The sequence below is a fragment of the Herbaspirillum sp. Her3 genome (assembly GCF_057961275.1).
This window is the reverse complement of sequence record NZ_CM176328.1, coordinates 2,017,346-2,040,098: the sequence shown is the minus strand read 5'-3', so window position 1 is coordinate 2,040,098 and position 22,753 is coordinate 2,017,346. Positions and strand designations below refer to the sequence as shown.

The following is a 22,753-nucleotide window of genomic DNA, read 5'->3' as shown; positions in this document are numbered from 1 at the left end:
ACTTTCCCCCAATCAGTGCGCAGCGTTGGTCACGGCAGGAATCGGTGCGACAGCCAGTTCGGTGCCGCGCATGGTGCGCCAGGTGTTGTAGGCCATCACCAGCATGCCGGACAGGTACATCAGGCCGCCCATCAGACGAATGATGTAGTACGGGTAGGTTGCCTTGACGCCTTCGACGAAGCTGTAGGTCAGGGTGCCGTCGGCATTGACCGCACGCCACATCAGGCCCTGCATCACCCCGGCGATCCACATGGCAGCGATGTAGAGCACGATGCCGATGGTGGCCACCCAGAAGTGGATTTCGATGAGGTCCTTGCTCCACATCTGGGTCTTGCCCGACAGGCGCGGAATCAGGTAATACATCGCCCCCATGGTGACGAAGCCGACCCAGCCCAGGGCACCGGAGTGCACGTGGCCGATGGTCCAGTCGGTGTAGTGGGACAAGGCGTTGACGGTCTTGATGGCCATCATCGGACCTTCGAAGGTGGACATGCCGTAGAAGGACAGCGACACCACCAGGAACTTCAGGATGGGATCGGTACGCAGCTGGTGCCAGGCGCCCGACATGGTCATCATGCCGTTGATCATGCCACCCCAGGACGGTGCCAGCAGGATCAGCGAGAACACCATGCCCAGCGATTGGGTCCAGTCAGGCAATGCGGTGTAGTGCAGATGGTGCGGACCGGCCCACATGTAGGTGAAGATCAGCGCCCAGAAGTGCACGATCGACAGGCGGTAGGAATAGACCGGACGGTTGACCTGCTTGGGGATGAAGTAATACATCATGCCCAGGAAGCCGGCGGTCAGGAAGAAGCCCACCGCATTGTGACCGTACCACCACTGGATCATCGCATCCTGCGCACCGCTGTACATGGAGTACGACTTGGTGAGCGTGGCCGGCATGGTCATGCCGTTGACGATGTGCAGGATGGCCACGGCGATGATGAAGGCGCCGTAGAACCAGTTGGCCACGTAGATGTGCTTGACCTTGCGCTTGATGAGGGTGCCGAAGAACACCACGGCGTAGGCCACCCAGACGATGGCGATCAGGATGGTGATGGGCCATTCCAGTTCGGCGTATTCCTTGCCGCGGGTCAGCCCCATCGGCAGCGTGATGGCCGCACCGACGATCACCAGTTGCCAGCCCCAGAAGGTGAAGGCCGCCAGGAAGTCGGAGAACAGCCGCACCTGGCAGGTGCGCTGGACGACGTAATACGAGGTTGCCATCAGCGCGCAGCCTCCGAAGGCAAAGATCACTGCGTTGGTATGCAAGGGACGTAGCCGGCCGAAGCTCAGCCAGGGTATCCCCATGTTCAGTTCGGGCCATGCCAGCTGGGCGGCGATGATTACACCGACCAGCATACCGACTACGCCCCACAGGATGGTCGCCACGGTGAATTGGCGCACAACCGTGTAGTTGTAGCTATTTTCTTTGCTCACGAAACTCTCCCCACTTTGTTGAGTACTGTTCAATGCGAGCTTACGGAACCTGCACCCGCTGGGCATTGACGTGTATCAAGTGGAAAGAGGCTTGGGATGAAACTCCGTGATTGCGGACAAAAACGCTACGCAATGGCGCTTGAAATGGACCTTCAGGGAAGATCCGCGCGATGCTGATCGGGCGTCGTATCGTCATCGTTGAGGATACGCATGGCCGGTCCTTCGAGGTCATCGAACTGGCCGCCGTCGGAGGCGCGGAAGAACACCCAGATCGCCAGGAAGACCAGCAAGGTGCTCAGCGGAATGAGCAGGTAGAGGGCTTCCATCAGGCTCCTCCTGCCAGCACGGGCTGGACTGCAGCAACGGGGGTCGGCACTGACTCCGCCGCGCGTGTGGCGCGGCTCAGGCGCAAGGCATTGCCGACCACCAGCAGCGAACTGGCCGACATGCCCACGGCCGACATCCACGGGTCGAGCAAACCGAATGCGGCGGCCGGAATGGCGAGGAAGTTGTAGACGCTGGCCCACACCAGGTTCTGGCGCACGATGCGCATGGTACGCCGGGCCATGTGCGCACACTGCGCTACGGCCGAGAGACGGTCGCTCATGATGACGGCATCGGCACTGACCTGGGCCAGCGCCGCGCCCTTGCCCATGGCAAAGGAAACGTCCCCGGCGCGCAGCATGGCCGCGTCATTGATGCCATCGCCAACGATGGCCACCACGGCCCCGTCCTGCTGCAATTCGCGCACCGCCTCCAGCTTGCGCTGCGGCGTGCAACCGGCGATCACTTCGCTGATACCCACGGTAGCGGCCACCTCGGCGCAGACCTCGGGCTGGTCGCCACTGAGCAGGATCACGCGCAAGCCCTGCGCGCGGAAAGCAGCAACGGTTTGCACCGCATCCGCACGCAGCGCATCGGCCAGATCGAAGCGCGCCAGCCAGCCGCTGCTGTTGCCCAGGTAGACCGAACCGGCTGCCGCCGTGGCGGTCTGGCTCAGTTCGGGCGGGATGACATCGCCGGCAATCTCGGCCACGAAACGGCGTGCGCCGAGACGATACGGCACGCCATCGATGAGGCAATGCATGCCCGCACCGGTGACGGAGCCCAGTTGTGCGACCTCGCAGGCGGCGATGTTGCGGCGCCCGGCCTCCTCGACCAGCGCCTTGGCCAGCGGATGCAGGCTGCCGCGCTCCATGGTGGCAGCCAGTGACAGCGCCTGCTCTTGGGGAATGCGGCTCCAGAGGGCCGTCAGTTGCGGCCGGCCTTGGGTGAGCGTGCCGGTCTTGTCGAACAGGATGGTATCGGCGCGCTGCAGGGTTTCCAGCACGTTGCCGCGCACCACCAGGGTGCCCTCGCGCAGCAGGCGGTCGGTGGCTGCCGCCAGGGCCGAAGGCGTGGCCAGTGACAGCGCGCACGGGCAGGACACCACCAGCACGGCGATGGCCGTGGCCCAGGCGCGGGAAGGATCAATCATATGCCACGCAACGAAGGTGATGGCCGCCAGCAGCAACAAGGCCACCACGAAGCGCGAAGCCACCACATCGGCCCACTGGGCCAGGGCCGGCTTGCCCTGCCCGGCCTGTTCGGCCAGGCGGGTGATGGCGGCCAGCGTGCTGTCGCGGGTGCTGCGCACCACCCGCAGCAACACCGGCTGGCTCAGGTTGACGGCACCACCGGGCGCTTCCTGGCCGAGCTGAAAAGTCTGCGGACGGCTCTCGCCGGACAACAGCGCCAGGTCCAGTTCGGCCACGCCTTCGATCAGGTAGGCATCGGCGGCGATGGTATCGCCAGGACGGGCCAGGACCACGTCGCCGGCCTGCAATTGTGCGGCTGCCACCAGAGTCGTCTCGCGTTGCTGCGGATAGCCGCGCAACACCAGCGCCGAGGCTGGAAAAGCCTGCTGCATGCGCTCCAGCGCCGCGGCCGACTTGCGCCTTGCGGCCGTCTCCAGATAGCGGCTGGCCAGCAGCAGGAAGATGAACATGCTCACGCTATCGAACCAGATCTCGCCCTCGCCGCGCCAGGTGGCGATGGCGCTGCCGGTGAAGGCCGCCGCAATGCCGATGGCCACCGGCAGGTCCATGCCCGGCGAGCGTGCACGCAAGCCGGCCCAGGCACCGGTGAAGAACGGCAAGGCCGAATAGAACACGGCCGGAATGGTCAGGAACAGGCTGGCCCAGCGCATCAGCGCCATCATGTCGGGATCGATGCCTTCATGGGTCATGTAGACCGGGATGGCATACATCATCACCTGCATCATCGACAGTCCGGCAATGAACAACTGACGGAACAGGCGGCGTGAAGCACGGCGTGCCTGCTCGCCCTGGCGCAGCGGATCGAAGGGATAGGCGGTATAGCCCAGGCCATGCAGGCCGCGCAGGATAGTCGAGGTAGAGCACCGGTTCGGATCGCGACGGATATGCAGGCGGGCGCTGGCCACGTTGAGCTCGGCCATCTCGATGCCAGGCAGCCGCGCCAGATATTTTTCGATCAGCCAGACGCAGGCGGCACAGCGCAAGCCATCGATGGAGAGCACCAGCTCCCGGGCCTGGTCATCGGTATCGGCAGAAACGCCGTCGCCTGCCTGCGCCGGAAGGTCCACCAGGACCAGCTCGGGCGGCAGCAATTGTTCGGGATCGACGCGCGCAGAGGGAACGGTGCGGCGCAGGTAGAAATCTTCACATCCGCTATCGACGATGAGCCGGGCGACGCTCTGGCAACCCACGCAGCACAGCTCGCGCGTGGCACCGCCGATGTCCAGCGTCCAGGACTCACCGGACGGCACCGGCTGGCCGCAGTGGAAACACAGGCTCGCCTTTGTATTTTCTTCATTGGCCATGGTCAGCTTCCATGCACCGGGCTGACACAGAACACGTCGATCCAGCCACGGGCGATGCCCAGGCCACCGATCTCGGCGGCACGCAACAAGCCCAGCAGGCCGAAGGCCAGTACCACCACCCCGGCACTGCGCCGCACCCAGGGACGCGCCGCCAGCTGGCGCAGGCGCGCACCGGAGAGTCCGGCCGCCAGCAACACCGGCAAGGTACCGGCCCCGAAGGCCAGCATGGTCAGCGCACCCTGCACGGCACTGCCGGCCATGAGCGCGGTGAGCAAGGCGCTGTAGACCATCCCGCACGGCAGCCAGCCCCACAGGCTGCCCAGCAGCAGCGCCTTGGCCGGCGTGTCGACCGGCACCAGCCGCGCCGCATGCGGGCGCAGGCGCGCCCACAGGCCGCTACCCAACTGCTCCATGCGTGACATGCCACTCCACCACTGGGTGAGATACAGCCCCAGCAGGATCAGCACCAGATTGGTCATGACATAGGCCACCGTCTGCGCTGGCGCCAGCCAACCCAGCACGTCGGCACCGCGCAGCAGGCCGGCCGCAATGCCACCGGCCAGGGCACCGGCCAGCGCATAGCTGGAGAGGCGGCCGAAGTTGTAGCCCAGCAACCGCAGCAGGTCCTGCCCGAAGGCTTGTACCTGGGTGGAGCTGGCGATATGAAGGGGAATGATGCGATGAACGGGACGGCCCTGCGGCACTGCCAGCGAGGCCTGAGCCAGCGCCTGTGCGGGAACGGCCGGGGCACGGGCCGGTCCGGCCGAACTGAGCGCGCCGACGATGCCACCGCACATGCCGATGCAATGGACGCTGCCCATCAGGCCTACCAGGAAGATCGGCAGCAGGTTCACGTGCGCTCCGCCCGGCTCAAACGGTCTGCGAGTAGCGCTGCGGTGCGTCCTTGTTCTGGCTCGCGGCTTTCGCGCGGTCCTGCGTCAGGTAGCGGTCGAACACCATGCAGATGTTGCGGATCAGCAGGCGGCCCTTGGGCTCGACGGTAATCCATTCGGGTTCGATGTTGATCAGGCCATCCTCTGCCAGTTGCTTCAGTTGCTCCATTTCGGAAGCGAAGTATTCGCGGAAGACGATGGGATAGGCGATCTCCAGCGAATTGATGGACAGCTCGAAATTGCACATCAGGCGCTGGATGATGAGCCGGCGCAGCACGTCATCCATGCCCAGCTGGATACCGCGTGCGATGGGCAGGGTGGAATTTTCCAGACGGGCGTAATAGCCATCTAGGGTCTTCTCGTTCTGGCTGTAGCTGCCACCCACGGCGCTGATGGCCGAGACGCCGCAGGCCACCAGGTCGGTCTCCGAATGGGTGGAGTAGCCCTGGAAGTTGCGGTGCAGGCGTCCCTGCTGCTGGGCGATGGCCAGGTCGTCGGTGGGCTTGGCAAAGTGATCCATGCCGATGTAGACGTAGCCGGCACCGGTCAGCTGGCGGATGCACAGCGAGAGCATGTCCAGCTTGCTGTCGGCGCTGGGCAGCTCCTCTTCCTTGATCTGGCGCTGGGTCTTGAACAGCTGCGGCATGTGCGCATAGTTGTAGACGGCGATGCGGTCCGGGCTGGCCGCGATGACCTTGGCCAGGGTGCGCGACATGGACATCACGTTCTGCTTGGGCAGGCCGTAGATCAGGTCGATGCTGACCGAGCGGAAGCCGGCGTCACGCGCCGCCGCAATGATCTGCAGGGTCTGTTCCTCGGATTGCACGCGGTTCACCGCCAGTTGCACTTCCGGATCGAAGTCCTGCACGCCCAGGCTGATACGGTTGAAGCCCTGCTCGCGCAGCTTGTGGACACGTTGCACCGACACCGTGCGAGGATCGATCTCGATCGAGTATTCGCCGACGTGATCCGGTGCCAGCGTGAAGCTGTGGCGAATGTGGTCCATCAGGTCGGACATCTGCTCGTCGGACAGGTAAGTCGGCGTGCCGCCCCCGAAGTGCAGTTGCTCGACCTGGTTCATGCCGGAGAAAAGCGAGCCCTGCATGCTGATCTCGCGCTTGAGGTAGCTCAGGTAGAGGGCGGCCTTGGCGCGGTTCTTGGTCACGATCTTGTTGCAGGCGCAGTAGTAACAGATGGTGTCGCAGAACGGAATGTGCAGGTACAGCGACAAGGCGCGCCAGGCGCTCATGTTGCGGCGGTCGGACACCGCATGCAGGTAATCGGTGACGGCGAAGTCGCTGGTAAAGCGGTCTGCCGTGGGATAGGAGGTATAACGCGGGCCACGCTGGTCCATTTTGCGCAGGACGGCCTTGTTCATGCCGGCGAGACTGGCGGATGGATGCAGGGTGGACGGATGGGCGACTTGCATGCGATGCTCCTGGCCGGCTGCCACGCCGGACTGACGCGGCGCGCACATGCGCTGGGCCGCGAGCCCACCGGGCGAGCTGGTATTGACTGGAGCTTGCAGGATAGCCAGATCATTGCAGGATCGCATTGATATGCATCAAAGGGGTCGCCCCGTAGGCCGGTCGCTCGCATTGGCGCTGTTGGCGAGACGACATCGAAAACCCGGCCTGCAGGCGCCTGCTGTGGCACGAATGACACGGCCGTGCGGCCTTCACCTGGTTTTTGTTGCTTTTCAGCATTGTCGCGCTTTACAGAACGATGGGGCAAACCCTAGGCTGCGATGGACGGCGCCTGACCGTCTGGCCATCGGCTGTTGGTCAACCAGTCCATCATCACTCCCGGGGGATCTTTTCGTGCATCGTTTCCAACTTTCCTGCGCTTGTCTCATCAGCCTGGCTGCCCTTGGCGGCAGCGCCCAGGCGGCCAACCTCGGACTGAGCGGCGAAGTCGGCACTACCGGCGTAGGCGTCCACCTGAGCGTGCCGCTGGCGCAGCAGCTCAACGCCCGCTTCGGAGTCAATTACTTCGATTATTCGTTCAATTCCAGCACCAATGATATGAACTATGACGCCAAAGCCAAGCTGCGCACCTTTGATGCGTTGCTGGACTGGTTTCCGTTCGACAATGGTTTCCGCCTCTCCGGCGGCGTGATCTACAACGGCAACAAGATCGATGCCACCGGCAAGCCCAAGGCTGGCGGCGTCTACACCATCAATGGCAACGTCTACACCGCTTCCCAGGCGGGCCAGGTTGATGGCCGCATCGATTTCAAGAAGTTCGCGCCCTACGTGGGCCTGGGCTATGGCAATGCGGCTGCGCCCGGCAAGTCAGGCTGGGGCTTCACGGCGGACCTGGGCGTGATGTTCCAGGGTAATCCCTCCACCTCGGTCAGCAACTCCGGCTGCAATGCCTCGGCCGCCATCTGCTCGCGTCTTGCCACCGACGTGGCGGCGGAAAATGCCGAACTCAACGACAAGGTGCATGGCTACAACCTGTACCCGGTGCTGCGCGTGGGTGTGAGTTATCAGTTCTGATTGCATATCTACCTTGCCGACCCGAGGCGCCACCGACTGAGGTCGTGGCGCCTTTTTCAATTCAGGCGAGGTCCCCTCCTTGGTGCGCCCCTCGCCGGCATCACAGCGCTGCAGCGGTTTCGGCCACCAGTCTGCGCAACCACCCGTGCGCGGGATCATCCCGGTAGCGCACGTGCCATGCCATGTGCAGCGGGAAGCTACCCAGATCCACCGGCGTGGGCAGCACCTTGAGCCGGCGGTCCTGCACCAGGCGCTGACAGATCAGCCGGGGCAAGGTGGCACAGTAATCGGTGGCAGCGATGATTTCAGGAATCGATGCAAAGTGCGTGACCGACGCCACCACTTCCCGCTTGAGCCCCTGCCGCTGCAGGACCTGGAACAGGCCCGTGCGCAAGCGTCCCGACGGCAGCACGTTCACGTGCTTGAGCCGCTCGTACTGGTTCTTGCCGATGCGATTGCCGATGACGGGATGGTCGGCCCGGACCACGCAAGCCAGCCCGTCGTCGGCGATGTGCTGGACCACCAGGTTGTCGGGCGCCTCCTCGATCCTTCCCAGCACCATGGCAGTATCGCCCGCGCTGACCCCGGTCTCGGCCAGATCGGTACCAAAGTTCAAGGTGCGCAGCCGTATTCCCGGCGCCAGCTGGCTCAGGCGCGCCACCAGCCTGGGCACCAGCACGAACTCCACGTAACTGTTGGGTGCGATCGTCACCTGATGATCTGCGCGGGCCGGATCAAACGCCTGCTGGCCGAGTACCACCGCGTCCATCGCCGCCAGTGCCGAGGCCAAGGCCGGGGCCAGCACCTCAGCCTTGGGGGTCGGCCGCATGCTGTAGCGCTCGCGGATGAAGAGCGGATCCTGCAGGGTGCCGCGCAGCCGCGCCAGGGCGTTGGACACGGCGGCCTGCGTCATGCCCAGGCGCAAGGCAGCACGGGTGACGCTGCGCTCTTCCATCAGGGCGACAAAAACGGGAAGCAAATTCAGGTCATATCTCATACAGATATATTCTGCACAATAAATCTTATTTATCAATAATAAATTTGCCGAATCTCTCCTCAGTGCCGAAGATGACGTTCATCGCAACCCCACTTGAACAGGAGAACACCATGAGCTTGAAGAACCTTCTCCCCGGCGCCCTGGGCTTCGGGACCGCACCGCTGGGCAACATGTTCCGCGCCATTCCCGAGCAGGAAGCACGCGCTACCGTCGATGCCGCCTGGAACGACGGCATCCGCTTCTTCGACACCGCGCCTTTCTATGGCGCAGGCCTGGCCGAGGCGCGGCTGGGCGACGCGCTCCGCGGCAAGGAGCGTTCCAGCTATGTACTGGCTACCAAGGTCGGCCGGCTGGTCATGGATGAACTGGAAGACGTGAGCGCGCGCGATCTCGGCGAGAAAGGGGATGTCTTCCGCCACGGCCGTGCCAACCGCATCGTCAACGACTACTCGGAAGACGCCACCCTGCGCTCCATTGACGACAGCCTGCAACGGCTGAAGACCGACCGGCTCGATATCGTCTGGGTACACGACGTTGCCCAGGATTTTTATGGAGACCAATGGCTGAGCGTCTTCGAGAGCGCCCGCAATGGCGCCTTCAAGACCCTGGACCGGCTGCGCGACGAGGGCGTGATCGGTGCCTGGGGTCTGGGTGTGAACCGGGTGGAGCCGATCGAACTGCTGCTGGACCTGCAGGAGCCGCGTCCGGATGGTTTCCTGCTGGCCGGCCGCTACACCCTGCTCGATCATGAGCGCGCCCTGCAGCGTGTCATGCCGCGCGTCAGCGAGCGGGGCCTGAGCATCGTGGTGGGTGGCCCTTACAGTTCGGGCGCCCTGGTCGGCGGTCCGAATTTTGAATATGCGCCCATCACGCCCGCCATCCAGGCCCGCGTACAGGCCATCAAGACGCTGGCCGAACGGTACGGAGTCAGCATGAAGGCCGCCGGCCTGCAGTTTTCACTGGCCCATCCTGCGGTGGCGGCGGTGATTCCGGGAGCAAGCCGCCCGGAACGTCTGGCGGAAGATCGCGCCGCCCTTACGGAGATCATCCCTGTCGACTTCTGGCGCGATCTGCGCGCAGCCGGCCTGATCCATTCGCAGGCACCGCTGCCTGCAGGCGCCTGAGCCGTTAAATCTCACCCCTCCCTCCCCGGCCTGAGCGGCACCGGACAATGGTCCCGGTGAGGGAGCACTTGTCCTTGCAATGTCAATCATCGAGGAGAACTTCCATGCGCAATCCAAGCCATCAAGCCTCATCGGCCACCCACGGCCTGCCTGAAACCAGCCGCACCCGCCATCCACGCCTGGCCCTGCTGGCCCTGGCATTGGGCACCTTCAGTATCGGCACCTCAGAATTCGCCAGCATGGGGCTGCTGCAGTTGTTTGCTGGCGAACTCGGATTGGACATCCCCACGGCGACGCATGCCATCGAAGCCTATGCATTGGGTGTGGTCCTGGGTGGCCCGGCGGCCACCTTGCTGGCGGCCAAGCTCAACCGGCGTCACCTGCTGCTGGCCCTGATGGCGCTATTCGTGGCGGGCAACCTGCTCTCGGCATTGGCGGCCGGGTTCGGCAGCTTCACGCTGGCGCGCTTGCTGAGCGGGATTCCGCAAGGCGCCTATTTCGGTGCCGGTGCCGTGGTCGCCAGTTACATCGTCGGCCCCGGACAGGGCGGACGCGCATTTGCGCTGGTCATGTCCGGCCTGACGGTGGCGACCATCGTGGGTTCGCCGCTGGCGACGCTGCTGGGCCAGACGCTGGGCTGGCGCAATGCCTACCTGGTGGTCTCGTTGCTGGGAGTGGCGTCCCTGCTGAGTCTGTGGCATTGGATACCGCGCAGCAGCGCCCTGGATGGCGGACCGGTCCGGCAGGAACTGCTGGCCCTCAAGCGAGGCCGCGTATGGGCGCTGATCGGCGTGGCTGCGCTGGGCGTGGCGAGCATCTTCGCGGTATATACCTTCATCGGTCCGCTGGTGACCCAGACGGCCGGACTGAGCGAGCGCTGGATTCCGGTTGCCCTGGCCTTGTTCGGCGTAGGGATGACCGCCGGTAACACCTTGGGCGGCCGCCTGGCCGATCGCCATGGTTCCCTGGGTCTGGTGGCCGGTTTTGGCAGCGCCCTGCTGGCGCTGGGATGGCTGGCCACGGCTGGAGCGGCCCCTTGGGTCTTGATGACCGGTCTGTTTGCCGTCGGTGCCACCATGATGGTTGCCATTCCCACCATCCAGGTACGTCTCACCGAAGCGGCACCCGATGCGCCCACCCTGATGGGCGCCATGAATCTGGCCGCGCTGAACATCGCCAATGCCATCGGTGCGTGGTCGGGTGGACAGGCCATTGCGCAAGGCTACGGTTTGCTGTCGGCAGTCTGGGCTGGATTTATGCTCACGCTGGCAGGACTGCTGCTGTTCCTGCTGGTGCAGCGCAAGCCTCGGGCGGTTCACACCATACAGCCTGTCTGCCAGCCCTGAGCACCTCAGTCCTGATTGCCTGCGCGGGCCTGTCCATAACAGGCCCGCAAGGCGTGATATGTCTGCAGGCGCTGGGCCTCTCAGGGAATCTGGCGTGGCCGTGCAAGCCCGGCCTGGCAGCCAGCAGCGACTGCGTGAAGGCTTCTGCGCTACCCACGGCACGATCCTTGCCGGAGCTGACCACGACCACCTCGCGCTGGCCCGACTTGGACTCACCGAACAAGTGATCAGCTATGGGATTGCAATCGCGACACTGGCTTTTCTTCTTTTGGGTTTTACAGCGAATTACATAACTGTTCTGGGACGCGAGATAGAATATGTGGACACCATTGCGCTGACGGTGACCGTGTTCTTGTTGAGAGTGCCTACCGTCTCGGGAACCCTGCGCAGAGCGCCTGACGACCATCCTTTCGTGACAGAGTTAACATCTCCGGTGTTGCTCGGATTTCACGCAGGTTTACTGTTGATGCTCATTGTCGGCCTTGGTGCGCAAATCATTCATCTGCGGAAGAGGCGCAAAAACGCCGCAACAGAGATCAGGTAAGCAGGGGATTCATCATCAGCGACCACCGAGGGAAGAATCATGGCGCGTAATCCGGTCACCCCGGTCATTCCTGTTGACCCGGTAGGAGAAGTCAGACCTGTCTACAGCGGCTCGACCTATTTCAGGCATTTGGAACAATGGCAGTTCATGTCGGAATTCAATGCTGCTGAACGCCGTCGCAAGCAGCGGAAAAGGGAGTCCGAACAAAAACCTGACGATGGCGAATTCAGAAAGATGTTGATAGAGAGCGCAGGGGGGAGTGATGAGACCTTGCCGGTCCGGATGACATCCATGCGCGCTTAATTCTTCACACTCAAGCGCGCAAGTTGCGGATCCATGATGGCGCCAAAAACCTCCGCGTTTCCATAGGCCCGGGCATCCTGTTGACGTGCTGATAGTCCCTGGAACGCCGATGCGCGTCCTGCGCCAGCCTGTCCGTAACAGGCCCGCAAGGCGTGATAGTCGTAGTAGTGACTGCGGGGCGCGATCCTGGCCTGGTCACAGGACGGCTTGAAATCCATCTCCCCTTCGTTGTACAGCAGGCGCACCAAGGTGTGTCCTGCCGCATCGGCAAACATGTCCCATTGCAGGTTGGCGGCCATCGGCGCGATCTGCGCGCCACGCCAGCCGTTGCGGGCGGGCGTATAGGGTTCACGCTCGTCCACCTGCTGCGCCGCCCCCGGCAGGCCCATGAGGGTCGCCAGCGGAATGACGATCTCGGCATGGGCGAAGCGCAGCTTGGCCAGATGCTGGCGCTGGCCACGGTCGATGGCGTCGGCCTCATCAAAGAAATCCTGCAGCAGGATGCGCCCCATGCGCGAGGTCACATCGCCCTGCTCCATCATGCCCGGTCCCTTGCTGTAGAAATCTTCAGCATCTTCGGCTTCGGCGAAGACCTGCGCCGCCATCGGCGGCATGAAACTGTCGAAAACCTTCACACTGCTGCCAGCCCGCTCCAGTTCGGTGCTCATCCCGGCGCTGATGGCATACAGGTCATACAGCGCCCAGGCTGCCTGCACGCCGTTGGCGATGACGCTGCGGCCGTCGCCGGTCAGGGTATTGGCATGACGTCCATCCTCGCTGGCAAAGCTCAGCGTGCCGCTGTTGCTGAAACGGTAGCCGCCCTGTGCCAGGCGCTTCAGGAAATCCGGCTGGAACAGTTGCGACAGGACCGCATCGGCAGCATCCTGCAAGCGCGGATCCTGGCGGATGCGCGCCAGTTGCGCCTGCAGTGCCGCGCCACGCTGATAGGCCTGGTAGACCTGGCTATCCTTCCAGGTCTGCAGGCGCAGGGCCTCGCGGGAATCTGGCGCGGCCGTCTCTGCCGGCGGGGTCTTGGGCAGACGATGGAAATACAGCAGGTAGGTATCCCTGGACGGTCCCTCCACATGGCCGCGCAAGCCCGGCCTGGCAGCCAGCAGCGACTGCGTGAAGGCTTCTGCGCTATCCACGGCGCGATCCTTGCCGGAACTGACCACGACCACCTCGCGCTGGCCCGACTTGGACTCATCGAACAAGTCCGGCAGTCGCTGCACCATCCGTCGCGCCAGCTCGGCGTGCTCCTGCAACCCGGTCAGCGTCTCATTGCCGTAGCCGGGTTCGCTGATGCCGGGCACCCCCGCCCCCAGCAGGAAATTGGCCCGCAGCATGGCCTGCAAGGCCGGTCCCAGCCTCTGGCCCAGCGGGGTCAGGGCGTGCTCCTGGTCGGCCTGCTGCCACAGGCGATAGAGGGCCAGATCGGATTTCATCCCGGTCAGGCCACGTGAACCATGGCGCGCCAGCAGCTGGGTGAACACCGGTGCATAGCCGGCAGGTACCGGCTCCAGGCTGGAGAGCGGCTGGCGCGGGGCATAAGGCGTCTTGGTCTGGCGATCGTCACGATCGGCGGCCTGCGCCAGGCTGGCGGCCAGCAACAGGCCGATCAGCCAGGCACAGGCCCTGGCAGATTTATGGGAGGTCATGCCACCGATCATGAGATATCAGCCTTTCCGTATCAAGAACCCATCACGCTCAGAACTCGGCGCGCACGTTCAGGTTCAGGGTACGCGGCGCACCCACGTTCAGGTAGGTTTCCTGATAGTAGGTCCAGTACTTGCGATTGGCCAGGTTGGTGATGTTGGCACTCCAGGTCGTCATGTGGCCACCGATGCGGGTGCGGTAATTCAAGCCGGTATCGAAGAGGCTATAGGGCGAGATCATGTTGGTGTTGGCCGAGTCCAGCGCCATGGTACCGACATACTGCGCGCCCGCATGCAACGACAGGCCCGGCAAGCTCGGCACGCGATAGTTCAGCTGCGCGCCGGCCTGCATCTCGGGCGCACCGACGACGCGCTTGCCATTGACGGCCGCGGCCGCATGGGTGACTTCCGAGCCCAGCACCATCACGCTGCCATCCAGGCTGAGGTCGCGCGTGATCTGCAGCGAACCATTGGCTTCCACACCGCGATAGATGCTCTGGCCATCAGAGACATAGACGTTGGCGCTGTTGGTGTATTGCGAGCCGCGCTCGATACGGAACAGGGCCAGGCTGCCAGTCCAGCCGTCATGCTCGGTCTTGACGCCCACTTCAGCCTGCTTGCTCTTGATGGGCGCGAAGGTCTGGTTGGCATTGACGGTGCTGGTCGGTGCCGAGGCACTTTGTTCCAGGGCCTCCGCATAGCTGGCGTAGACCGTGGTGTCGACGCGCGGCTTGTACATCACAGCCACCGTGGGTGTCCACGGACTGGCGGTGAAGCGGGCACTGGTAGCGTGGGTGGTGGTGTAGGCAGTATCGATGTAATTGGTATAGCGCACGCCGGCCAGCAGCGACCAGCGCTCGTCGAATTTCATCGTATCGCTGGCGAAGAAGGCGGTCTGGGTGGTCTTTTCATCGCGGTAGGTACCACCACTGTAGTTGACCGAATCGGCCGAGTAGATCGTCGGCGAATACAGATTGCCGGTACCGATGTAGGGCTTGGGCGTGGTCACCGAGGACGTCGAGAGCAGGTTCTGCGCCATGGCGCCGAACACCACTTCATGCTGCAGGAAACCGGTACGTACCTTGCCCTGCACCATGGCTTGCGCTTCATTGAATTCGTAGCCGTGGTATTCGGAGGTCAGGCGGTCACGGTAGTTGCCCGTATTGCTGGTGATGTAGTACTGGTCCTTCTTGTAGACGCGCACCGATTCGGAGTGGCGCACGGCGACGGTGGTCTTCCAGTCGTCCGAGAGGCGATAGTCGGCGCTCAGCGTGACCAGACGGTAATCGACGTCGGTGTAGGAGCCATTGCTGTAGAGGCGCGTATTGCCGTCCAGCGGTGAGGGAATCTTGAAGCCGCTGACAATGACGTCGGTGCCGCCGGTAGTGATGCGGCGCTGGTAGATGGCATCCAGGCGGACAGTGAGGTCGCTGGTCAGGCGGGCATCAAAGGAAGCGCCGATGGACTGGCGGTTGATGCTGCCGTGATCGGCCTTGGTATCGCCGTTCTCGTTGACCAGGTTGACGCGGTAACCGAAGCGCTGGTCTTCGCCGAAGCGGCCGCCGGCATCGACGTGTTCCTTCCAGGTACCGCCGCTGGCGTAGCCGACGTCGGTGGCGAAGAAGGGGTCATCGGTCGGACGCTTGGTGACGTAGTTGACGATCCCGCCCGGCGAACCAAAGCCATACATGAAGCCCGACAAGCCCTTGAGCACTTCCACCTGCTCGAACATTTCCAGCGGCATCTCGGTGCCGCGGTTGATGTTGGCCAGGCCGTCGATCTTGTAGCCGTTGAGGTCATCCAGGCGCAGGCCGCGTACCGAGATGGTCGCCGGGTGCGTGCCATTGACGGGGCTGCTGTTGGTGACGCTGGCATCATATTTCAGCACTTCGGCCAGCGAGGTGGCCTGGCGGTCTTCGATCTCGTCGCTCTTGACGGCACGCGTGGAGAACGGCGTCTCCAGTTCGGAACGGTCGCCGAGGGCACCACCACTGACCTTCTCGGCCAGCTTCTTCTTGTCGGCGTCATCGGTCACGGTGATCTGCGGCAGCACGCTGTCATCGGCCTGCGCCAGCAGCGGACCGGCGCTGCCCAGCAGGAGGCCGGCGCCCAGCAAGGCGCGCCGCATGGTGGAAGGGCGAAGGGTGGCAATACGTCTGGAAATCATATCGAACTCACAGTGGATGGTTGAGAGAGGGAAATGGTCTTGCTTTGTTGTATGGGCTGACCTTGGGCGTACCCGGTCAGCCTTCGGTATTGCTTGAATCTGATCTGCTGGCCTGCCTGTCTTATGGGCGCGGATCGGTCACGAAACCGATCTTGGCCAGCCCGCCGGCCTGGGCCAGGGCCATCACCTGCGCCACCTTTTCGTAAGGCGTGGTGCGTTCCGCACGCAAGTGCAGTTCGGGCGGCTGCGGCCGGGCGGCGGCTGTGCTGATGCGCTGCCTGAGCTGGGCCAGGTCGACCGGTTCGTCATTCCAGTAGGCCTTGCCGTCGGCATCGATGGCCAGGTTGATGCTGTCGGGCTTGAGCGTATCGGGCTGGGCGGTGGCGTGCGGCAGGTCGATCTTGACGGCGTTGTTCATGACCGGCACGGTGATGATGAAAATGATCAGCAGCACCAGCATCACGTCCACCAGCGGCGTCGTATTGATTTCGGGATTGAAGTCGTCGTCCGAATCCGACAGGGAACCCATGCCCATCACGCCGCTCCCTGGGCGCGCAGGCGCATGGCTGCGGGTGCCTCGCCCGAGCCGCTGGCGTGGTCGGCTCGAGCACCGGTGACGAAGAGCGCATGCAGTTCGAATCCGAACTTGTTCAGACGCGCGAGGATGCTCTTGTTGCCGCGCAGGAGTGCGTTGTAGCCGAAGGTGGCAGGAATGGCCACCGCCAGGCCCAGCGCCGTCATGATCAGCGCTTCACCGACGGGACCGGCCACCTTGTCGATGCTGGCCTGGCCGCTGCTGCCGATGGAAACCAGGGCGTGATAGATGCCCCAGACGGTACCGAACAAGCCCACGAAAGGCGCGGTCGATCCGACCGAAGCCAGCACCGCCATGCCCGACTGCAGGCTGGCCGAGGCCTCATCGATGGCCTGGCGCAGCGACAGCGTGACCCACTCGCTGACCGGCAGGCGATCCTGCAACTGACCCTGGTGGGTGGTGTGATGGTCGACCGAGGCCAGGCCGGCGCTAGCCAGGTCGGCAAAGGGATTGTCACGGCCCAGGACGGTGACGCCGGCAGCGACGTTTCCGGCTTCCCAGAAGGCATGGCCGGCGGCGTGGGCGGGCGCGCGGTAGCGCCACAGCTGCATGGCCTTGGTCAAGATCACGTACCACGATGCCATCGACATCATCGTCAACAGCACTGCCACCGCCTTGGTGACGATATCGCCTTGCGACCAGAGGGCCGAGAGGCCGTAGGGGCTTGCATCCATTGTTTCTTCCTTTCTGGGGGATTACTGGTTCAGTTGAAATTTGATCGGCACCACCACGTAGGCGGGCTGTGCCCTGCCCTGCTCCACATAAGGCTGGAAGCGGGCACGCGCGACGGCCTCGCGCGCAGCCTGATCGAGGCTGGTGATGCCGGAAGAGCGTTCCAGCGCAATCTGCTCCACGCCGCCCTGGGCGTTGATGAGCACGCGCAGCAGCACTTCGCCTTCATCGCCACGGCGCCGCGCAGCAGCGGGATAGACCGGTTGCGGAGGAGTGAGGTATTGCACGCCGCTGGTGACCAGCGCCGGCTTGGCCGGTGCAGCCGGTGTCGGCGCTGCCGGGGCGGCCGGCTCAGCGGCGGCCACCTGAGCGGCAGACGATGGCGCCGCCGTGGCAGGCGCTGCCGGCGCGGTCACGGCAGACGGCGCAGCACTCACCGGGGTCGGCAAGGAAGCGACCTTCGGATGTGGTTGGGGACGCTGCAATGGCACCGTGCGCACAGGCTGTGGCGCGGGCGCCTGGGCCGGCTGCGGCGCAGCTTCGAAAACCGCCAGCATCACGGTGGGCGGTGCAGTTACCGGAATCGCTGCAGGTGGCGCGGCGTGCATGGACGTGGCCAGCCACAGCAAGCCCACGTGGGCCGCGACTACCAGCAGCGCCGGCCGTGCGCTGCGCAGCATGGCCGCGCCCGGCGCGGCATGCTGCGGGAAATAAGGGAGGGAAGACTGCATGACTCTTGCCGCACGAAGCGGTGTCGCTTTGAAAAAAACAGGAGTCTAGGGAGACTTGATGACCTGGCCGTTACGCTTTTATGACAACGACGTCAGCAATACCAGAGTATGTGTAAAACTTTGTTAGCCCACTCAGACGGTGAGATTGAACAGTCAATGCCGAGAGTCTCAGGCCCCTCCGCGCCCCATGGTGGCCCGCCAGCACAGGATCGATCCGGCACACACCAGCGCCGCCCCAATCCAGAACGAAGGCGGCAGTGGTGCACGCAGCAGCAGCGCCGACAAGGCCGATGAAAACACGGGAATGAAATAGGAGGCCCCCGCCAGCACGGTCACGTTGCCATGCAGGATGCCCACGTTCCACGCCGCATAGCCCAGCCCCATCGCCGTGGCGGCCAGCAGCAGATAGGCGAGTGCGGGCAGACTGAAGGATAGTTCACCCGCATGCCCGCCCAGCAGGACCTTCGCCCACAAGGCCAATGCCACCAGCATGAAGAAAAATGTCACGCCGTTCTTGCCTTGGGCAAGGCGGGTAGTCACCGTGCAGTAGGCCGCCCAGATCAATGCTCCCACGAAAGCCAGGCCATAGCTCAGAGGATTGTCGCGGATGTTGTCCAGCATGCCGGCCAGGTCCAGGCCCTGGTCCCCGCCCAGCACCCAGCAGATGCCCAGCATGGACAGAATGAAACCCGGCACCACCAGCAGCGTGGCGCGCTGCCCTCCGAAGAGGATGGCGGCCACCAGCGTGAAGGTCGGCCACAGGTAGTTGACCATGCCCACCTCGATGGCCTGGCGGCCGGTATGGGCATAGCCGATGGAGAGCGACAGGCACAGTTCGTACGCCACGAAAAGCCCGCTGCCCCACAGCAGATACCGGCGCGGGAAACCCGACAGACGCGGGAATCCGACCGACACCAGGAGGATCAGCGAAGCCACTGTGTAGATGGCAGCGGCCCCACCAGTGGCGCCCAGGTGTTCACTCACCCCGCGGATCAGGCCGACGATGGCGCTCCACAAGACCACCGCACTCAGTCCGATCAGGGTTGCCTGCTTGCTCTTCATTGCGCCTGCCCAAAAGCGCCAAAGTGTACCTCAACGGGGCAGTTCCTCGTCCGCCCTGCCCCGCACAGCGGGCGGACAGCGGCGATATGTTAAACTCCTGCCCCTTCTACCCGGCCGCCAGGGCAGTCTTGCTGCGGCTGGAAGGTATCGCATGGGTTCCCTCGCCCCCATTCATCAAAAAGGTTCATATGACGACTCTCGACCTGCGCCGCCACGCCGCGCTGCTGACCTGGCTTTCGCTGTTCCATCTGCTGGTGATCACGTCCAGCAATTACCTGGTGCAGTTACCCGTTGCCATTGCTGGCCTGCATACCACCTGGGGCGCCTTCAGCTTTCCCTTCATCTTCCTGGCGACCGATCTGACGGTACGCTTCTTCGGTGCGCCGCTGGCCCGCCGCATCATCTTTGCGGTGATGCTGCCGGCGCTGTTCATTTCCTATGGTGTCTCGGCCCTGTTCTACCAGGGACAATGGCAGGGCTTCGATGCGCTGGCGCATTTCAACCTGTTCGTGGCACGCATCGCGGTAGCCAGCTTCATGGCCTATGTGCTGGGACAGGTGCTGGACGTGCAGGTCTTCAATCGCCTGCGCGCCTCGCGCCACTGGTGGCTGGCACCGGCGGTGTCGATGGTCTTCGGCAATGCCAGCGATACGATTGCCTTCTTCTCCATCGCCTTCTGGCGCAGCAGCGATCCCTTCATGGCCACGCACTGGGTGGAGATCGCGCTGGTCGATTACGGCTTCAAGATTGCCATCAGCCTGCTGTTTTTCCTGCCGGTGTACGGCGCACTGATGTCCTTCCTGAAGAGCTGGTTCGCCCGGCCGCTGGCGGCCGATCCGGTCTGAGTCCTGCAGCGATTTGCATAGGACGGTAAACTTGCGCCTTTGCGCGGTCACCGTCACTGCGCCCTCCCCTCCACCCTCCACCTGGACTGCGCATGAACTGGCCCCTGTTTGCCCTTGCCGTTGCCGCCTTCGGCATCGGCACCACTGAATTCGTCATCATGGGCTTGCTGCCCGACGTTGCGCGCGACCTGGGCGTTTCGGCCCCGGCGGCCGGCATGCTGGTCTCGGGCTATGCGCTGGGCGTGGCCGCAGGCGCTCCCATCCTCGCCATCCTGACCGCCAAATGGCCGCGCAAGCAGGCGCTGGTGGGGCTGATGTGCCTGTTCATCCTGGGCAACGTGCTGTGTGCGGTGGCGCCCAATTATGTGTTCCTGATGGTGGCGCGCGTGGTGACCGCCTTCTGCCATGCGGCCTTCTTCGGCATCGGCTCGGTGGTGGCGGCTGAACTGGTTTCCCCGCAAAAGCGGGCACAAGCCGTGGCCCTCATGTTCACCGGCCTGACCGTGGCCAACATTCTCGGCGTGCCGCTGGGCACGGCCTTCGGCCATGCGGCCGGCTGGCGCTCCACCTTCGGCGTGGTGACCGGCATCGGGGTGCTGGCTGCCGTCATGCTGTGGACCATGCTGCCCAGGAAAATCCCCATGCAGGGCGGCAACATCTTCCAGGAGTTCCGCTCCATCATCGATACCCGCGTGCAGCTCTCGCTGCTGACCTCGACGCTGGCCTCGATCAGCATGTTCAGCGTGATCACCTACATCGCCTACATCCTGCTGGACGTGACCGGCTTCAGCACCCAACAAGAGAGCTGGGTACTGCTGCTCTTCGGTGCCGGCATCACCGTGGGCGGCCTGGTCGGCGGCAAGCTGGCGGACTGGAAACTTATGCCCGTGATGTGCGGCGTGTTCCTCTGCATTGCCATCGTGCTGGGCCTGTTCTCCTTCACCAGCCATTACAAGTGGCCGACCCTGGCGACCATGTTTGCCTGGGGCGCCTTCGCCTTTGCGGTGGTGCCGGGCGCGCAGATCCGTGTGCTCGATACGGCGCGCGGCGCGCCCAACCTGGCCTCGACCCTCAACCAGGGCGCCTTCAACCTGGGCAACGCCACCGGCGCCTGGGTCGGCGGCCTGGCGATCTCGGCCGGCCTGCCGCTGACCGACCTGCCCCTGATCGGCTCGGCCTTCGCCCTGCTGGGATTGGTGACGGTGGCCTTCTCGGCCTCGCTGGACAAGCGCGTGCGCGCCACGGCCTGAACCACCGCCACGCTCGTTAAAAAAGGCGCTTGCCCCTCGCGGACAAGCGCCTTTGTTCATATTGCAGAAGAGGTAAAAAGCCTCAGGCCGCCTTCAGATGCGCCGAGGCGATGAAGTTGTCGAAGAAACTTTCACATCGTGCCAATTGCTCCAGGGTGACGAACTCATTGGGCTTGTGCGCATGGATGATGTCGCCCGGGCCGCAGATCACCGCCGGCATGCCGGCCTGGCCGAACAGCCCGCCCTCGGTACCGAAGCCGACCTTGCGCGCGCGCTCGCTGCCCAGGATGCGCAGCGCCGAACTCACCAGCGGATCATCGGGCGAGGTGCTCATGCCGGGATAGGCCGTCAGCGTCTCGAATTCGATACGCCCTTGCGCGCCCTCGATCTGCATCTGCGGCAGCACTTCCTGTTCTGCATAACGCTTCACTTCCTCGAACACCTCGCCCGGATCGATGCCCGGCAGGAAGCGGTGCTCGAAGACGAATTCGGCCTTGTCCGGGATGATGTTGGGGGCGTTGCCGCCGTTGGAGAGCGTGGTGACGATGGAGGAATACGGCACGTCAAAGTCGTAATCCTGCACCTCCGAATGGCGCACGCGCAGGGCGATCTCGCGGATCTTCAGCTGCATCATGGCGGCGTAGTCGATGCTGTTGATGCCCAGGTGCGGGCACGAGGAATGCGCCGCATGGCCATGCACCGAGCAGCGATAGGAGCGCTTACCCTTGTGCGCGATCACCGGCTGCATCATGGTCGGCTCACCGATGATGACGCCGGTGGGCCTGATGTCGTTCTGCTGCAGGTCGGCCAGCAGCTCGCGCACGCCCAGGCAGCCCACTTCTTCATCATAGGAGAAGGAAAAGTGCAGCGGCGTATGCAAGCGATCCTGGGCGATGGCCGGCAGGCGCGCCAGGCAGACCGCGATGAAACCCTTCATGTCGCAAGCACCGCGACCGAACAATTTGCCATCGGCCACATGGGCCACGAAGGGATCGGTGTCCCAGTTCTGGCCCTTGACCGGCACCACGTCGGTATGCCCGGAGAAGACCGTACCGAAACGGCCGGGACCGGCGTCGCCAACAGTGGCGAACAGGTTGGCCTTGCGCCGCTCGGCGTCATAGGTGAGGCGGGTGGTGGCGCCATGGCGCTCGAGGTAGTCGCGCACCCATTCGATGAGGCCCAGGTTGGATTCGCGGCTGATGGTGTTGAAACCGATGAGAGTCTTGAGGATATCCAGCGTCGCCGGCGTCGGTTCCGCGGCGGCGGGGTTCAGTGATGCGTTCATGATGATGGTTTGCCTGTTCAAATCCGGAACGCCGGACCAGCCGTCAAGAGGACAGGCCGTTTCCGTGTTCCCGCAGAAGTGCAGCAAGCCGCGTGCCACCACCGACGCCTGCCGGGATGGCGGCAGACGGGAGCGGATGACCCGGGCGGTAGAGCGCTCCCTCGACACCATGAAATCCCGCCCAATGGGAATTTCATTCTCCAAGGGAATCGTCTGCCCTGCAAAGAAAGACTTAGCTTACACCGCAATGCATATGCCGGCTGAGGAGATGAAGAGTTTTCACGGAGAGGCGTGCAGTTGTGCCCCGATGAGGGTTCGCCTGCAGAGGCAATTGCAAAGGCTTGGGCGGTCTTGTAGACAGTGAAAGCGGGCCGTATCAGGAAAATCCTGCTATGAGTTTCTGCGCATTTTTGTCAGACTGCGGCTGAAGTTTTGTGCCTGGAGAAGCGCCCGCAGAGGCCAGCATGCATTCCCAAGGCACAGGAATGGTGATCAGGGTCA

Annotated in this window: 20 protein-coding genes; 7 read left to right on the top strand and 13 right to left on the bottom strand. The window is 63.7% G+C overall.

Features of this window, described 5'->3' with window-relative positions:
• Positions 1–12: 12 nt before the first annotated feature.
• The 5 genes from ccoN to hemN form a co-directional block, all read right to left on the bottom strand.
• Positions 13–1,440: a cytochrome-c oxidase, cbb3-type subunit I gene (ccoN, locus tag ACVC5H_RS09375; protein WP_489622056.1), complete on the bottom strand. Its 1,428-nt coding sequence runs from the start codon at positions 1,438–1,440 to the stop codon at positions 13–15.
• A 152-nt stretch (positions 1,441–1,592) separates the two neighbouring features.
• Positions 1,593–1,766, bottom strand: a complete 174-nt coding sequence (ccoS, locus tag ACVC5H_RS09370; protein ID WP_489622055.1) for a cbb3-type cytochrome oxidase assembly protein CcoS — start codon at positions 1,764–1,766, stop codon at positions 1,593–1,595.
• Positions 1,766–4,282 (bottom strand): heavy metal translocating P-type ATPase, encoded by a 2,517-nt coding sequence (locus tag ACVC5H_RS09365; RefSeq protein ID WP_489622054.1) that lies wholly within the window; start codon positions 4,280–4,282, stop codon positions 1,766–1,768. Before ACVC5H_RS09365 ends, ccoS begins: the two co-directional genes overlap by 1 nt.
• Before the next feature lie 2 nt (positions 4,283–4,284).
• A complete protein-coding gene (locus ACVC5H_RS09360; RefSeq protein ID WP_489622053.1) occupies positions 4,285–5,136 on the bottom strand; it encodes a sulfite exporter TauE/SafE family protein in 852 nt (283 codons plus the stop codon).
• Between the two features lie 16 nt (positions 5,137–5,152).
• The gene (gene hemN / locus ACVC5H_RS09355) at positions 5,153–6,604 is read right to left on the bottom strand and encodes an oxygen-independent coproporphyrinogen III oxidase (RefSeq protein ID WP_489622052.1); all 1,452 of its coding nucleotides are present in this window, start codon (positions 6,602–6,604) and stop codon (positions 5,153–5,155) included.
• A 517-nt stretch (positions 6,605–7,121) separates the two neighbouring features.
• Here hemN and ACVC5H_RS09350 point away from each other — a divergent pair.
• On the top strand, positions 7,122–7,676 hold the full coding sequence (locus tag ACVC5H_RS09350) for a hypothetical protein (RefSeq protein WP_489622674.1): 555 nt from the start codon (positions 7,122–7,124) through the stop codon (positions 7,674–7,676).
• 100 nt (positions 7,677–7,776) lie between these two features.
• On the opposite strand, the gene ACVC5H_RS09345 is transcribed toward ACVC5H_RS09350, so the two are convergent.
• Positions 7,777–8,655 carry a LysR family transcriptional regulator gene (locus ACVC5H_RS09345; RefSeq protein WP_489622051.1) on the bottom strand — a complete coding sequence of 293 codons (879 nt, stop codon included), beginning with the start codon at positions 8,653–8,655 and terminating at the stop codon, positions 7,777–7,779.
• A 128-nt stretch (positions 8,656–8,783) separates the two neighbouring features.
• Between ACVC5H_RS09345 and ACVC5H_RS09340 the strand changes: the two genes are divergently transcribed.
• The 4 genes from ACVC5H_RS09340 to ACVC5H_RS09325 all read left to right on the top strand — a co-directional run bounded on the left by ACVC5H_RS09340 (position 8,784) and on the right by ACVC5H_RS09325 (position 11,990).
• Entirely contained in the window at positions 8,784–9,797 is a 1,014-nt protein-coding gene (locus ACVC5H_RS09340) for an aldo/keto reductase (protein ID WP_489622050.1), read from the top strand.
• A 104-nt stretch (positions 9,798–9,901) separates the two neighbouring features.
• Entirely contained in the window at positions 9,902–11,143 is a 1,242-nt protein-coding gene (locus ACVC5H_RS09335; protein WP_489622049.1) for an MFS transporter, read from the top strand.
• A gap of 94 nt (positions 11,144–11,237) precedes the next feature.
• Positions 11,238–11,687, top strand: a complete 450-nt coding sequence (locus tag ACVC5H_RS09330) for a hypothetical protein (RefSeq protein ID WP_489622048.1) — start codon at positions 11,238–11,240, stop codon at positions 11,685–11,687.
• Between the two features lie 39 nt (positions 11,688–11,726).
• On the top strand, positions 11,727–11,990 hold the full coding sequence (locus ACVC5H_RS09325; RefSeq protein WP_489622047.1) for a hypothetical protein: 264 nt from the start codon (positions 11,727–11,729) through the stop codon (positions 11,988–11,990).
• Here ACVC5H_RS09325 and ACVC5H_RS09320 read toward each other — a convergent pair.
• The 6 genes from ACVC5H_RS09320 to yddG form a co-directional block, all read right to left on the bottom strand.
• The gene (locus ACVC5H_RS09320; protein WP_489622046.1) at positions 11,987–13,648 is read right to left on the bottom strand and encodes a histidine-type phosphatase; all 1,662 of its coding nucleotides are present in this window, start codon (positions 13,646–13,648) and stop codon (positions 11,987–11,989) included. The two genes, ACVC5H_RS09325 and ACVC5H_RS09320, sit on opposite strands and share 4 nt — an antisense overlap.
• A gap of 49 nt (positions 13,649–13,697) precedes the next feature.
• A complete protein-coding gene (locus ACVC5H_RS09315) occupies positions 13,698–15,812 on the bottom strand; it encodes a TonB-dependent siderophore receptor (protein ID WP_489622045.1) in 2,115 nt (704 codons plus the stop codon).
• Positions 15,813–15,933: 121 nt separating this feature from the next.
• Positions 15,934–16,347 carry an ExbD/TolR family protein gene (locus ACVC5H_RS09310; RefSeq protein ID WP_489622044.1) on the bottom strand — a complete coding sequence of 138 codons (414 nt, stop codon included), beginning with the start codon at positions 16,345–16,347 and terminating at the stop codon, positions 15,934–15,936.
• Complete coding sequence (locus tag ACVC5H_RS09305; protein WP_489622043.1) at positions 16,347–17,081, bottom strand: MotA/TolQ/ExbB proton channel family protein; 735 nt, start codon at positions 17,079–17,081, stop codon at positions 16,347–16,349. Before ACVC5H_RS09305 ends, ACVC5H_RS09310 begins: the two co-directional genes overlap by 1 nt.
• Before the next feature lie 21 nt (positions 17,082–17,102).
• Complete coding sequence (locus ACVC5H_RS09300; protein WP_489622042.1) at positions 17,103–17,810, bottom strand: energy transducer TonB; 708 nt, start codon at positions 17,808–17,810, stop codon at positions 17,103–17,105.
• Between the two features lie 168 nt (positions 17,811–17,978).
• Positions 17,979–18,872: an aromatic amino acid DMT transporter YddG gene (gene yddG / locus ACVC5H_RS09295; protein ID WP_489622041.1), complete on the bottom strand. Its 894-nt coding sequence runs from the start codon at positions 18,870–18,872 to the stop codon at positions 17,979–17,981.
• Positions 18,873–19,060: 188 nt separating this feature from the next.
• On the opposite strand from yddG, the gene ACVC5H_RS09290 reads away from it, so the two are divergent.
• The gene (locus tag ACVC5H_RS09290; protein ID WP_489622040.1) at positions 19,061–19,717 is read left to right on the top strand and encodes a 7-cyano-7-deazaguanine/7-aminomethyl-7-deazaguanine transporter; all 657 of its coding nucleotides are present in this window, start codon (positions 19,061–19,063) and stop codon (positions 19,715–19,717) included.
• Between the two features lie 92 nt (positions 19,718–19,809).
• Positions 19,810–20,967 (top strand): MFS transporter, encoded by a 1,158-nt coding sequence (locus tag ACVC5H_RS09285; protein WP_489622039.1) that lies wholly within the window; start codon positions 19,810–19,812, stop codon positions 20,965–20,967.
• Between the two features lie 82 nt (positions 20,968–21,049).
• Here ACVC5H_RS09285 and argE read toward each other — a convergent pair whose 3' ends face one another.
• A complete protein-coding gene (gene argE, locus ACVC5H_RS09280) occupies positions 21,050–22,252 on the bottom strand; it encodes an acetylornithine deacetylase (protein WP_489622038.1) in 1,203 nt (400 codons plus the stop codon).
• Between the last annotated feature and the right edge of the window lie 501 nt (positions 22,253–22,753).